The following is a 13,387-nucleotide window of genomic DNA, read 5'->3' as shown; positions in this document are numbered from 1 at the left end:
ATGACAATTACAACAACAATAACCATACTAGCAATTTCATTTATCGCTTCTGTGGTCCTAGCTCCAATATTAATCCCGATACTTAGACGGTTAAAATTTGGACAGAGTATTCGAGAAGAAGGTCCCCAGTCACATATGAAAAAGGCTGGTACCCCAACAATGGGTGGGATTATATTTTTAATATCGATTATTGCTACGACGGTAATTGTTGGAAATATATTTAACCTATTTACAACACAATCTATCGTAATGATACTTGTATTAGCTGGTTTTGGTTTAATCGGATTTTTAGACGATGGTATTAAAGTTATTTTTAAACGAAACTTAGGATTAACCTCTTTACAAAAATTAATTGGTCAAATTATTATTTCAATTGCTGCATTCCTATTATTACGTTTAGGTTCATTTGATACTTCGGTCGGTATTCCATTTACAGACTGGTCTATTGATTTAGGGATTTTATATGTAGCCTTCCTAATATTTTGGTTAGTAGGTTTTTCGAATGCAGTCAACTTAACTGATGGATTAGATGGTTTAGTGGCTGGAACAGCATCCATCGCCTTTGCGGCATATGGGGTAATCGCTTTATATAATGAACAGGCTGACGTAGCCTTATTTACATTTGCAGTTACTGGTGCATTGTTAGGGTTCTTACTTTTTAATGCGAACCCGGCTAAAGTGTTTATGGGGGATACTGGATCCTTAGCATTAGGTGGAGCTCTTGCCCTCGTATCGATACTTGTAAAAGAAGAATTGTTACTACTTTTAGTTGGATTAGTTTTTGTTATTGAAACGCTATCTGTTATTTTACAAGTTGCAAGTTTCAAGTTACGTGGCAAACGTATTTTCAAAATGAGTCCAATTCACCACCATTTTGAACTATCAGGATGGTCGGAACGTAAAGTAGTTGGCGTATTTTGGACAACAGCATTAGTTGTAGCATTAATTGCAGTTGTATCGGAGGCATTGCTATGATTCATTACTCAAAATTACAGCATAAAAAAGTATTAGTTTTAGGTTTAGCAAAAAGTGGTGTAGCTGCAGCAGAGTTACTACATCAATTAGGAGCGTTTGTAACAGTAAACGATTCGAAATCCTTTGATGAAAATCCACAAGCGCAAGGGTTATTGAAAAAAGGAATTACGGTTATTTGTGGGCGTCATCCAGAAGATTTATTAGATGAAGGATTTGAGTTGCTTGTAAAAAACCCTGGCATCCCTTATACAAACCCTATTGTATCGGATGCGATTAATCGCGGAATCCCTGTTATTACGGAAGTAGAGCTTGCTTATTTAGTAAGTGAAGCACCGATTATTGGTATAACGGGAACAAATGGAAAAACGACAACGACCACATTAATTTATGAAATGTTAAATATTGGTTCGCGAAATCCTTTAATAGCCGGGAATATCGGTACGGTAGCTTGTGGCGTTGCAGCGGAAGCAACAAAAGAAAATGTAATCGTCACAGAGTTATCTTCCTTTCAGTTAATGGGGACGATTGAGTTTAAACCGAATATCGCTATTTTAACGAATTTATATGATGCCCATTTAGATTATCATGGTACTTTTGAACAATACGTTGAAGCAAAATTTGCCATTACAAAAAATCAAGATGAAGAAGATTGGTTTATTTATAATGCAGATCAACAAATCGTCAACAGTCTTGCGATGAAATCGAAAGCGAAAAAAGTTCCTTTTAGTACGAATGGACGCTCCGATGAAGGGATTAGTGCCGATGATACGACAATTTATTGGCAAGGTGAGTTTTACTTAGACAGAGCAATCATCGCCCTTCCAGGAAAACATAATTTAGAAAATATTTTAGCAGCGGTAGCAGCTTGTATTTTATATGGTTGTAAGAAAGAGGCTATTGAAGAAGTATTAAAAACGTTTACTGGTGTTCGTCATCGTACGCAATTTGTACGGGAATGGAATGGTCGCAAAATATATAACGACTCTAAGGCAACAAATTGTTTAGCAACAAAAGTGGCCTTAGATGCATTTAAGCAACCTACCATCTTAATAGCAGGTGGATTAGAGCGAGGACATTCCTTTGAAGAATTACGCCAATCTATGAATCATGTGAAGGGTGTTGTCGCTTTTGGCGAAACTGGAAACCGGTTTATAGATTTTGCTCAGTCTTGTGGAATTAGTGAGACAGTGCTAGCAGAAAATGTGGAGGATGCGGTTACAAAAGCTGCATCTATATCAGATAGTGGTGATGTCATTCTCCTTTCTCCTGCTTGTGCGAGTTGGGATCAGTACAAAAGCTTTGAAGTACGAGGCGATTTATTCATTGAAGCTGTCATGAAACTTTAGTTTTAATCCCACCAAATTGTAATAACATTTGTGCTTAGGAATTGAGATTTTCTAAGCACACCTCTTTTGTTTAATTTGATTTCTTAGTTCATAAGAGGAAAGGATGCCTTAACTGAAATTTACTTATAAGAGGCTCTTCATTATTTCTGCTCTTTTGTTGTCATTAATAGGAATTGTGTTTATTTTTTCTGCCGGTACATATTGGAGTTCCATTCATTATGAAGGAGAATTACCGTTCTATATTAAACAAAGTATGTATCTTTTGCTTGCAATTATCGTCTTTATATTTGTAGCAAATATGTCGGTTTTTACTCGTGAAAAAACATGGATTACTCTGTATGTACTATCATTAATTTTATTAGTACTTGTTTTAATCCCAGGAATCGGTATAGTTCGAAACGGTTCTCGTAGTTGGATTGGGCTTGGCCCTTTAACCATTCAGCCTGCTGAGTTAGTTAAAATTACGACATTAATGTACTTAAGTTTTTTATTAAGTAAAGTAAAAAACAGTGAGAGAGTTGTTCAAATAAAGCATTTTTTAATCATTATTCTCCCCTGTGCTTTGATCATGTTACAACCAGATTTTGGTTCCGTATTTATTTTAGTTGTATCTGCTTTTATTTTATTGTTTATTGCCAGATACCCTATAAAACTATACGTTGGATTTATAGTACTAGGAGTTGTTGGGTTAATAGTATTAATCGCTTCTGCACCCTACCGATTAAAAAGAATTGAAGCCTTTATAAACCCTTGGGAAGATCCTTTAGGAAGCGGATTCCAAGCTGTCCAATCTTTGCTCGCAATCGGACCAGCAGGAATACTTGGACATGGGTTTCAAGAAAGCCGTCAAAAGTTTTTATATTTACCAGAGCCGCAAAATGATTTTATTTTCTCCATTATTTTAGAGGAAATTGGGCTTCTTGGAGGCTGTTTCGTATTAGCGTTATTTGGCATATTCATTTATGCGGGTTGTGGACTTGCCCTTCAATCAATAAAAAGTTCCGACTTCTATGTCATTTCAGCCTTAGTAGGGATGGTTGGGTTCCAAGCAGCATTAAATATAGGCGTTGTCATTGGTCTTATCCCTGTAACAGGGGTGACGCTCCCTTTCATAAGTTATGGTGGGACGTCACTTATGATTATCTGGTTTGTTGTAGCCATTGTGATCTGTTTTTCAAATCAATCGGAAGTTTACAAAGAATAAATTCTTTATGAATCAACGGGCTATTTGTGAGACAATGGATATAAATGGGAAAAGAGAGGAGGAGTAAAAATTATGGATAAAGTCATTGACATTGAAGAACGCATACCAACATTAAGAGAAAAACGTAGAAAGAGAACAAATAAGAAATTTATTACATTACTTTTATTGTTCTTTTTAACATTATTTTTACTCCTTTACTTTCAATCCCCCTATAGTGATATTAAGAAAATTAATATTAAAGGGTCCGAATTAGTAAAGGAAGATGTTTATTTAAACCAATCGGATTTAAAAGCCGGGGAATCGTTGTGGGGATTTAAAGCAGCGGATGTTGAGGAAAAAATTCTCGAGGAATACTGGGTAAAAGATGTTCATGTAAAAAGAAAATGGCTTGCTACTGTTGAAATTGAAGTAGAAGAGTATCAAAAAGTTGCCTATATCTCAATGGATAATGAATTGTACCCGATGTTAGAAAATGGGGAAATTTTCAAAGAATCAAGTTCAGCCGGTCCAATTGATGCTCCATTATTTATCGATTTTGAAGATGAAAAGTTACGAAAAAAATTGTTAGTTGAGCTTTCAAAGTTAGACCCCACAGTTCTTTCGTTAATTTCTCAAATCAATTCAACTCCTTCGAGTGCCGATCCCTATGCTATTACCCTATATATGAATGATGGTTACGAAGTTAGAGCTGAAATTACTTCACTAGCGAAGAAACTAAATTATTATCCTTCGATTATTGCACAAATTGAAGGGGCAGGCCAATATGGAAAAGGTGTAATAGATATTGAAGTTGGTTCATATTACAAATCCTATCAAGATGAATATGCTCAATTTAGCTTTGATATCGATGAGATAGAAGGACAAGATATCGAAGAACAGGAAGTGATGGCGGATGAAGAAACCACTTCACAATAATAAATTTACAAAAAAACAGTTCATCGTACTTATTGTATGCATCACAACTGGATTTATTATTGGCTATTCCTATAATCTGACAAAAGATAAAGAAAAAATGAATAATTCCTATGTAGATCAAGAAGAATCCTATCGGGAAGATTTGATTGAACAACAGGAAAGAAATAAAGAGTTGGCAGAAGAATTAAGTGATCTCCAAGAACAAATTAGAAATGTTGAAAAAAACTTCGCTAAAAACGAGGGTCAATATAAAGATTTAATTGAAGATGCTGAAAAACTTCGGTTACAGCTAGGTTTGATACCAGTTGAAGGTGAAGGTATAAAAGTAACATTAAAGGATAATGTATACGATCCGAATTCTACAAATCCAAATGACTATATTGTTCATGAAAGTCATGTTTTATCGGTGATTAATGAATTGAAAATTTCTGGTGCAGAAGCTATTTCAATTAATGGTCAAAGGTTAAAATCCAATTCCTATATTAAATGTAATGGACCAGTGATAACAATTGACGGGCATCAATTTCCAGCTCCTTTTGTTATCGAAGCAATCGGAAATTCCGAAACTTTACTGTCTTCTTTAAAAATTGTTGGTGGTGTTTTTGACCAGTTATTGATGGATAATATTGTAGTAACAATGGAACAAAGCGATCGGATCCAAATGTCTTCGATTAATAATGAAATGTAATAGATTTTGGGACAAGCCTCAAAGTATTACGGATTGTTTAGGAGGGGAAACGATTGAATAAAAAAATAGTTACCCGAATAACGATTGTATCATTTATTGTAGGTTTGATGATTGCTGTTCAATATAACACAGTACAAAATCCAACAACGAGAGATACACGGGACATTTGGGCAATTAGACAAGAATTATCGGAAGAAAAAAAACGTCATTCGGAATTGTTATCCGAAATCGGAACTTACAACGATCTAATTAAAGAGTATGAAAATAACGAAAAAGAACAACAAGCTAATCTTTTAGAAAATACAGTAGAAGAATTAAATGAACAGGTTGGACTTACATCTGTCACTGGACCAGGTGTAATTTTAAAAATTTCCCCCGCATTAGAGCTTATAAACTCTGGTTATTCCGTAGAAAATATCTCGCCGGATTTATTAATTCGTTTAGTGAATGAAATTTATCATTATAACGGTCTCTATGTGGAAATCGATGGACAACGACTTACCCATACTTCAGCAATCCGTGATATCAATGGTGAAACGACAGTTAATAGTGTTCCAATTCGTAACACGAATGTTGAAATTAAAGTAATCACCGATTCTTATGAGAAAGCCGAAAAACTTTATGGTTATTTATTTGCTTCAACATTCAAAGATGATTTTTACTTAGATAATTTGAATTTATCGATTAGTAAAGCACAATCAGAAATTACAATTGCTCCATATGACGGAAAATTACCAAATCAATATTTAGTTGAAGACAATAAAGGGGAATAATGAGAGTATGTGGTTACCATTATTAGGTTTAATTTTAGGTCTAGGTTTAGGGTTATTAACAGATATTCAAATTCCTACAGTTTATGAAAACTATTTGTCCATCGCTGTGCTTGCAGCTCTTGATACGATTTTTGGTGGTATACGCGCAAATTTACAACAAGTATATGATGATAAAGTATTTTTATCCGGATTCTTCTTTAATATAGCATTAGCAGCTGGCTTAGCATTTTTAGGTGTCCATCTCGGCGTTGACTTATATTTAGCAGCCATTTTTGCCTTCGGAGTTCGATTATTTCAAAATATTGCAGTAATTCGACGGATTTTGATAACAAAATGGGAAGAGAGACATATAAAAAAGGATGAAAATACAGTATAATAGCTGTAAAATTGAAGAGTATACACGTAATTATTTAGACAATAGCTAGGAATTACAATAGAATAAAATAAAGTAGTAGTAAACGAAGGAGGTGCGGAATGATGAATCACCAAGATATTTATATTTCCCTCGATATTGGTTCATCCTCTATTAAAGTTTTGATAGGTGATATTACTGACAATCAATTACATGTGATTGGTGTAGGTAATGTAAAATCAAACGGTATCCGTAAAGGTGCTATTGTTGATATAGATGCAACCGTACAATCAATTAAAAAAGCCGTAGATCAAGCAGAGAGAATGACAGGCATCAAAATAGATGAAGTGGTGCTCGGTATTCCTGCAAACCAAACAACTCTACAACCTGTAAAAGGGGTTGTGGCAGTAAATAGTGAGAATCGTGAAATTACAGATGAAGATTTAGAAAGAGTAATTGAATCCGCACAAGTGATGTCAATTCCACCAGAGCGTGAACTTGTTAACTTAATCCCACGTCAATTTATTGTAGATAATCTAGATGAAATCAAAGACCCTCGAGGTATGATTGGTATTCGTTTAGAAATGGATGCTACAATGATTACAACTTCAAAAACATTAGTACATAATGTACTTCGTTGTGTAGAGCGTGCAGGGTTGCAAATAAGAGAAATTTATTTACAACCATTAGCAGCAGGATTTTTCGCCTTAACAGAAGATGAGAAAAATCAAGGAACAGCCTATATTGATATAGGAGGCGGTTCTACTACAGTTGCTGTTTTTGAAGATGGTTTGCTAACAAGAACGGGTGTAATTCCTGTTGGTGGCGAACATTTAACAAAAGATTTATCAATAGTATTAAAAACCCCAACAGAACAAGCCGAAATAATAAAAAAACAGTTTGGACATGCATTCTACGATGATGCTTCGGATGAAGAGGTTTTTGAAGTCCCTGTATCGGGTACAGATGCAATGGATCAATATAGTCAAAAATTTATTTCTGAAGTAATCGGAGTACGTCTTGAAGAGTTATTCGAACTCGTATTAGATGAATTAGCTCGATTAGGAGTTCGTGACTTACCGGGTGGAGTAGTCCTTACAGGTGGCGTTGCTCAATTAGAAGGGATTGCACAGCTTGCACGACAAATTATGCAAACACGTGTAAGAATTTATACTCCAGATTATATAGGAGTTCGAGAACCTGCTTATACAACTGCTGTTGGTTTAATTCGATATGCGCATTTAGATGATGAGTTTTATGGTCGAAGTACTAATCAGACACCTGCTTTAGCAACAACAAGTGTCGGTTCAACACCTCCTAAAAAACAATCAAACGCACCGGAAAAAGTAAGCAACAGTACGAACAAAACAAGCGTAATCAATAAAGCTAAGAAACTATTTGACAAGTTCTTTGAATAATAATTCGAGATAAATGTGGCAGGAGGAGAAACTATGTTAGAATTTGATACGAGTATAGACCAACTGGCTAACATCAAGGTCATTGGTGTTGGTGGTGGCGGTAACAATGCAGTAAATAGAATGATTGAACACGGTGTACAAGGCGTGGATTTTATCGCTGTAAATACAGATGCTCAAGCTTTAAATCTATCAAAAGCTGAATATAAATTACAGATTGGTAACAAATTAACGAGAGGGCTTGGCGCAGGTGCAAACCCGGAAGTTGGTAAAAAGGCAGCTGAAGAAAGTCGCGAGCAAATTGAAGAAGTTCTACGTGGAGCAGATATGGTATTCGTAACTGCTGGTATGGGTGGAGGAACTGGTACAGGCGCAGCTCCTGTTATTGCTTCTATTGCCCGTGATTTAGGAGCATTAACTGTAGGGGTTGTAACACGTCCTTTTTCCTTTGAAGGCCGTAAACGCCAAACTCAGGCAATTGGTGGTATAGCAGCAATGAAAGAAGCTGTTGATACTTTAATTGTGATTCCAAACGATAAATTATTACAAATCGTTGATAAAAGTACTCCTATGCTTGAAGCGTTCCGTGAAGCGGATAATGTACTACGTCAAGGGGTACAAGGTATTTCTGATTTAATTGCAACGCCTGGTTTGATTAACCTAGACTTTGCTGACGTTAAAACGATTATGTCTGACAAAGGTTCTGCCCTTATGGGTATCGGGATCGCTACGGGTGAAAATCGTGCGACGGAAGCAGCTAAAAAAGCAATTTCAAGTCCACTTCTTGAGACATCGATCGATGGAGCTAAAGGGGTTATTATGAATATTACTGGTGGCTCTAACTTAAGTTTATTTGAAGTTCAAGAAGCTGCTGATATTGTCGCTTCTGCATCTGATGAAGAAGTGAATATGATTTTCGGTTCTGTTATTAACGAAAATTTAAATGATGAAATTATCGTTACAGTGATCGCAACTGGTTTTTCTGAAGATGTTATCTCGCAACAACAGCGCCAACCAAACTCCCGACCAATGGGAACTGTTCGCGGTGGACAAACTCAACAAAATCAGGCTCCAATACGTGAACGCGTTCAAGAACCACAACAAAATGTACAACATGAACCACAAAGACAGGCTCAACAATTAGATGATTTATTAGATATTCCTACGTTTTTACGAAATCGTCGTAATAGAGGGTAAGTAACAAAATTCGACAAAAAAGAGACTCATTTTGATGAGTCTCTTTTTTTTATGCAATCAAATGGTTTGATTTAACTCGTTTAATCCTTAGCTATTGTTGTAGTAATAGTAATTAAAATGATTCTATTTATTGTGTCAAAATTTCTCCTTTAACCGTAAATTTTGTCAAAAAGAAATTTAGTTTTCATACAATGTTTTGACATTTTCTTTAACTGACGAATGTTAATCTATTTTTAGGAGGACGCTGAAATGATTGGAGAATTACTCATTCTATACAATACGTTGTTCAACTATTTTTTATTAAAATTCACACAAGAAATAACGGGATTGTATGTAAAAAGGAGTAGATTACTCCTTAGTGCGTTTTGTAGTGGGTTAATCGCAGCGATTTTTTATCAAACGTTAATTGGTGCTGTACTAAGTTTCATCGTATTAATTGGACTTGCATTTTCATTTCGACTCCAATCGTTGTTAAAACAAGGAACAGTCTTATTTATTACTACCTTTTTTCTTGGTGGTGTTTTAACAAGCCTACTTCCTTTTTTATTAAATCAATCCGATGTAACTTTTTTTATTTTATGTATAGCAATCGCCTTTTTGAGTTTAACAACGATTCACACAAAGTGGAGAAATATGATGCAAGAAAAAATTCAACATGCATTTGTAGTGGATTGTGACCTTGAGCTATTTAAAAAAACATATCGTTTAAAGGGTTTTATTGATACGGGAAATGAATGTATTGAACCAATTAGTGGAAAACCGGTTCACTTTCTCTCCTATAACGCAATAAATCAAGATCTCCCAAACGATTTCCATGAAGCATTGCTTAAGTGGGATGATCAAAACCCTTATCAATTAAAGATGTTTCCTACCTACGTTTACCCAAAAGTGCGAGTGCTCTCATTATCAACAGTACAACAAGAAAGATCGTTAGTACTTGCCTTTCGGTTTGATAAATTGAAAATTAGTGGTACGGCTTCGAAGGAAATTTTTGATCAATATGTTGTTTTAACTAGAAATGATGCGAGGTATCCTCAAGACGCACAAATGATTCTTCACGTTTTAGCATTATAACTACATGCTTATTAAAAGTTTTATAGTAGTAGTACATGCTCCGACGGATGTCACAGATTACTAGAAGGCGACCAATCTGGACAGAGAATACGAGTGTATTCATCAAATTTACACATAAAGGGGGAAAATGATTGTTTAATAAATTAATCGACTTATTTAGAAAAATTTGGAGTAAGTTTCGACTCAAAGGAACATACTATATAGGAGGGCACGATTCATTGCCAGTACCATTAACTAGAGAAGAAGAGATGACAGTTATTGAAGCCTTTATGAATGGTGATTTGAGAGCAAGAGACACACTAATTGAACGAAATTTACGTCTTGTCGTTTATATTGCAAGACGTTTCGATAATACTGGTACGCCTATAGAGGATTTAATTAGTATCGGATCCATCGGATTAATTAAAGCAATCGAAACGTTTAATACAGAAAAAAATATTAAACTAGCAACCTACGCTTCTAGATGTATTGAAAACGAAATTTTAATGCATTTAAGAAAGACAAGTCGTATGAAAGGTGAGGTTTCTTTAGATGAGCCTCTTAATTCAGATCCGGATGGAAATGAATTACTCCTTTCAGATATTTTAGGAACGGAAGAACAAATTATTATGAACGACGTTGAAAAGAAAATAGAACGTCAACATATGTTTCAAGCAATTAATGGCTTGAGCGAGAGGGAAAGATATATTATGGAATGCCGATTTGGATTGAATGGAAAGCAAGAAATGACTCAAAAAGAAGTGGCGGACCATTTAGGAATATCCCAATCCTATATCTCAAGACTAGAAAAGAAAATCATATTAGATCTTAGAGAACATCTTAACCAACCTATTTCATAAGTTATATAATAGGTTAATCCTTCTTCTGCTAAATATGTGAATGAAGCAACTTACTAAGTGTTTGAACTTCTATATAAGAGGACAAAGTTAAACTTTTCTCATTACGATTGGATGAAATTGGACAAGGATTTTGTGCATATTCTTCTTTTTTCCGGACAAACTTAAAAAACAGTTCAGAGATAAAAAACAGACAGTTCGGAGGAAAAGAAGATGGTTCGTACAAAAGTAGAACTTTGTGGTGTAGATACTGCTTCTTTGCCAGTGCTAAAACATGAAGAGATGAGAGAGCTGTTCGTTCGCTTACAGTCAGGAGAAGAGTGGGTAAGAGATGAACTCGTTATTTGTAATTTAAGACTTGTATTAAGTATTGTCGGAAGATTTTCCTATCGCGGTGAACAAGCAGATGATCTATTCCAAGTAGGATGTATCGGATTATTAAAAGCTATAGATCATTTCGATTTGAAGCATAATGTTCGTTTTTCAACATATGCTGTACCGATGATCATTGGTGAAATTAGAAGACATTTACGAGATCATCACGCATTGCGAGTATCTAGGTCTTTGAGGGACATTGCTTATAAAGCAATGCAGGCAAAGGAAAAATTCATATCAGAAAATTTATATGAACCGACAATCGAACAACTAGCTGAAGCGATTGAAATGAAAAAAGAAGATGTTTTATATGCATTAGATGCCATTCAAGATCCTTTATCATTACAGGAGCCTATTTATTCTGATGGCGGTGATGCAGTATATATTATGGACCAATTAAGGGACGATGATGTGTCGGAAGATCAATGGGTTGCGTATGTTAGTGTAAAAGAAAGTATGCAAAAATTAGACGAACGACAACAAATGATTCTATCTAAACGATTCTATTATGGCGAAACACAAACTGAAATTGCAAAATCACTCGGTATTTCTCAAGCGCAAATTTCGAGATTAGAGAAAAATGCCATTGAGACAATGCAAAAAGACTATAAGTTAGGGTAATAAATGTAGCGCACTTATTTTAAGTGCGTTTTTATTTTTAAGTAGAAAGTAGAGCCTTTAATAATGTTAAACGATTATTAAGTATAGGAAAGGAGATTTACTTGCGTTTTTCAGATGTTCAACAGAAGGAAATTATAGAAGCGGGGAACGGAAGGTTTATCGGATATATTATTGATGCAGAGGTTTGTGAGAAGACCGGGAGTATAATCGCTTTTCTCGTCGCTGAGCCTAAAAAGTTTATGTCTTTTATGCAAAATGAAGAGCATGTTAGGAAAGTGCCCATTAATGACATCCTTGTTGTAGGGAAAGATGTTATTTTAGTCCGTGAAGATACTTAAAGTAGTACTATTCATTGAAAATTACTTACTAGATTGATACAATGAAGGAAACTATTGATGTAAAGTTGGGTATAAAATGGCAAGAATAATTGATAATTTAAATACTATATCGAACAAAATTGATGCAGCCAAAAAACGCTCACAGGCGACACAAGATATAACGATTATTGCTGTAACGAAACAAGTGTCTGCAGAAAGAGCTATAGAAGCGGTTGAAGCTGGATTAATTCACTTAGGTGAAAACCGTCCAGAAGGATTATTAGCTAAAAAGAGCGAAATGAATAATCAAGCGATATGGCATTACATCGGGTCATTACAATCAAGAAAAGTAAAACAAGTGATAAATGAAATAGACTATTTACATTCATTGGACCGTTTCAGTCTAGCTGAAGAGATTAATAAACGGGCTAGAAAGACGATAAAATGTTTTGTACAGGTAAACGTATCGGGAGAACAATCTAAACACGGATTATCGAAAGAGGATGCGATTCCATTCATCGAGTCTTTACAACAATTCGATAAAATTCAAGTAGTTGGATTAATGACGATGGCTCCAAATACAGATGATGAAGCAATCATTCGCCATGTATTTCGTGAACTAAAAAAATTACAACAGGATGTTGTTGCGTTGCACTTGCCCTTCGCACCTTGTCAGGAACTGTCAATGGGGATGTCAAATGATTTCGATATTGCGGTAGAAGAAGGTGCGACGTTTGTAAGAATAGGAACAGCTCTTGTTGGATAGAAATGAGGGATACTAGATGAGTATGAAAAATAAAATTAAAAATTTCTTTTACTTAGAAGAAGAAGATGAGTCTGTAGAAATCGAAGCATCAAGTAAACCAGTTCATATTTCTAAAGAGCAACCCGTTGTAAAGTCACGACCTAAAAAGGAAAGAAAATTTACTGAAGTGGAACCCCAACATTCCCAACCTCGCAATGTTGTCAGCCTACAAGCGGCAAATTCATTAAAAAATTCAAAAGTCGTTATTGTAGAGCCACGTGTATATGCAGAGGCACAAGATATTTCGGAGCATTTGAAAAATAAGCGGGCTATTATCGTTAATCTACAACGTATCGACCGTGAAGCGGGAATTCGAATTATCGATTTTCTAAGCGGAACAGTATATGCACTAGGTGGAGATATTCAACGTATTGGTACAGATATTTTCTTATGTACGCCGGATAATGTGGAAGTGTCTGGAGAGATATCAAATTATTTATATGAGGAATTTTAACTTCATTCCCTAAATAGGGAATGAAGTGACCCTCAAGCAA

The 13,387-nt window shown here is 35.2% G+C and carries 15 protein-coding genes; all 15 read left to right on the top strand.

The window, feature by feature from the left end:
- Positions 1–975: a phospho-N-acetylmuramoyl-pentapeptide-transferase gene (mraY, locus tag H9636_RS04235; RefSeq protein ID WP_122970270.1), complete on the top strand. Its 975-nt coding sequence runs from the start codon at positions 1–3 to the stop codon at positions 973–975.
- Positions 972–2,321 carry a UDP-N-acetylmuramoyl-L-alanine--D-glutamate ligase gene (gene murD, locus H9636_RS04230; RefSeq protein ID WP_191706381.1) on the top strand — a complete coding sequence of 450 codons (1,350 nt, stop codon included), beginning with the start codon at positions 972–974 and terminating at the stop codon, positions 2,319–2,321. Before mraY ends, murD begins: the two co-directional genes overlap by 4 nt.
- A gap of 112 nt (positions 2,322–2,433) precedes the next feature.
- A complete protein-coding gene (locus H9636_RS04225; protein ID WP_225230072.1) occupies positions 2,434–3,525 on the top strand; it encodes an FtsW/RodA/SpoVE family cell cycle protein in 1,092 nt (363 codons plus the stop codon).
- Between the two features lie 72 nt (positions 3,526–3,597).
- Complete coding sequence (locus tag H9636_RS04220) at positions 3,598–4,440, top strand: cell division protein FtsQ/DivIB (RefSeq protein ID WP_191706380.1); 843 nt, start codon at positions 3,598–3,600, stop codon at positions 4,438–4,440.
- The gene (locus H9636_RS04215) at positions 4,418–5,128 is read left to right on the top strand and encodes a DUF881 domain-containing protein (RefSeq protein ID WP_191706379.1); all 711 of its coding nucleotides are present in this window, start codon (positions 4,418–4,420) and stop codon (positions 5,126–5,128) included. Before H9636_RS04220 ends, H9636_RS04215 begins: the two co-directional genes overlap by 23 nt.
- Before the next feature lie 53 nt (positions 5,129–5,181).
- Entirely contained in the window at positions 5,182–5,901 is a 720-nt protein-coding gene (locus H9636_RS04210) for a DUF881 domain-containing protein (RefSeq protein ID WP_225230059.1), read from the top strand.
- A gap of 7 nt (positions 5,902–5,908) precedes the next feature.
- A complete protein-coding gene (locus H9636_RS04205; RefSeq protein WP_191706378.1) occupies positions 5,909–6,277 on the top strand; it encodes a small basic family protein in 369 nt (122 codons plus the stop codon).
- 101 nt (positions 6,278–6,378) lie between these two features.
- Entirely contained in the window at positions 6,379–7,671 is a 1,293-nt protein-coding gene (gene ftsA / locus H9636_RS04200) for a cell division protein FtsA (protein ID WP_191706418.1), read from the top strand.
- Positions 7,672–7,704: 33 nt separating this feature from the next.
- A complete protein-coding gene (ftsZ, locus tag H9636_RS04195) occupies positions 7,705–8,865 on the top strand; it encodes a cell division protein FtsZ (protein ID WP_191706377.1) in 1,161 nt (386 codons plus the stop codon).
- 249 nt (positions 8,866–9,114) lie between these two features.
- On the top strand, positions 9,115–9,939 hold the full coding sequence (locus H9636_RS04190) for a sigma-E processing peptidase SpoIIGA (protein ID WP_191706376.1): 825 nt from the start codon (positions 9,115–9,117) through the stop codon (positions 9,937–9,939).
- 131 nt (positions 9,940–10,070) lie between these two features.
- Positions 10,071–10,778, top strand: a complete 708-nt coding sequence (sigE, locus tag H9636_RS04185; protein WP_122970280.1) for an RNA polymerase sporulation sigma factor SigE — start codon at positions 10,071–10,073, stop codon at positions 10,776–10,778.
- A 210-nt stretch (positions 10,779–10,988) separates the two neighbouring features.
- Complete coding sequence (gene sigG, locus H9636_RS04180; protein WP_097072057.1) at positions 10,989–11,771, top strand: RNA polymerase sporulation sigma factor SigG; 783 nt, start codon at positions 10,989–10,991, stop codon at positions 11,769–11,771.
- 101 nt (positions 11,772–11,872) lie between these two features.
- Positions 11,873–12,109, top strand: coding sequence for a PRC-barrel domain-containing protein (locus tag H9636_RS04175; protein WP_191706375.1), 237 nt, complete (start codon positions 11,873–11,875; stop codon positions 12,107–12,109).
- A 76-nt stretch (positions 12,110–12,185) separates the two neighbouring features.
- Complete coding sequence (locus H9636_RS04170) at positions 12,186–12,854, top strand: YggS family pyridoxal phosphate-dependent enzyme (RefSeq protein ID WP_191706374.1); 669 nt, start codon at positions 12,186–12,188, stop codon at positions 12,852–12,854.
- A 16-nt stretch (positions 12,855–12,870) separates the two neighbouring features.
- Positions 12,871–13,347: a cell division protein SepF gene (locus H9636_RS04165; RefSeq protein WP_191706373.1), complete on the top strand. Its 477-nt coding sequence runs from the start codon at positions 12,871–12,873 to the stop codon at positions 13,345–13,347.
- The last annotated feature ends 40 nt before the right edge of the window (positions 13,348–13,387 follow it).

The sequence above is a fragment of the Ureibacillus galli genome (genome assembly GCF_014836845.1).
Classification (GTDB): domain Bacteria; phylum Bacillota; class Bacilli; order Bacillales_A; family Planococcaceae; genus Ureibacillus; species Ureibacillus galli.
This window is presented reverse-complemented; position numbering and strand designations above follow the sequence as displayed.

Bases quoted from the DNA above. Each gene is read 5' to 3' on its own strand.
- ftsZ (WP_191706377.1), top strand. From the start codon at position 7,705: ATGTTAGAATTTGATACGAGTATAGACCAACTGGCTAACATCAAGGTC.
- H9636_RS04220 (WP_191706380.1), top strand. From the start codon at position 3,598: ATGGATAAAGTCATTGACATTGAAGAACGCATACCAACATTAAGAGAA.
- murD (WP_191706381.1), top strand. From the start codon at position 972: ATGATTCATTACTCAAAATTACAGCATAAAAAAGTATTAGTTTTAGGT.
- sigG (WP_097072057.1), top strand. From the start codon at position 10,989: ATGGTTCGTACAAAAGTAGAACTTTGTGGTGTAGATACTGCTTCTTTG.
- H9636_RS04215 (WP_191706379.1), top strand. From the start codon at position 4,418: ATGAAGAAACCACTTCACAATAATAAATTTACAAAAAAACAGTTCATC.
- H9636_RS04165 (WP_191706373.1), top strand. From the start codon at position 12,871: ATGAGTATGAAAAATAAAATTAAAAATTTCTTTTACTTAGAAGAAGAA.
- H9636_RS04205 (WP_191706378.1), top strand. From the start codon at position 5,909: ATGTGGTTACCATTATTAGGTTTAATTTTAGGTCTAGGTTTAGGGTTA.
- mraY (WP_122970270.1), top strand. From the start codon at position 1: ATGACAATTACAACAACAATAACCATACTAGCAATTTCATTTATCGCT.
- H9636_RS04190 (WP_191706376.1), top strand. From the start codon at position 9,115: ATGATTGGAGAATTACTCATTCTATACAATACGTTGTTCAACTATTTT.
- ftsA (WP_191706418.1), top strand. From the start codon at position 6,379: ATGAATCACCAAGATATTTATATTTCCCTCGATATTGGTTCATCCTCT.
- H9636_RS04170 (WP_191706374.1), top strand. From the start codon at position 12,186: ATGGCAAGAATAATTGATAATTTAAATACTATATCGAACAAAATTGAT.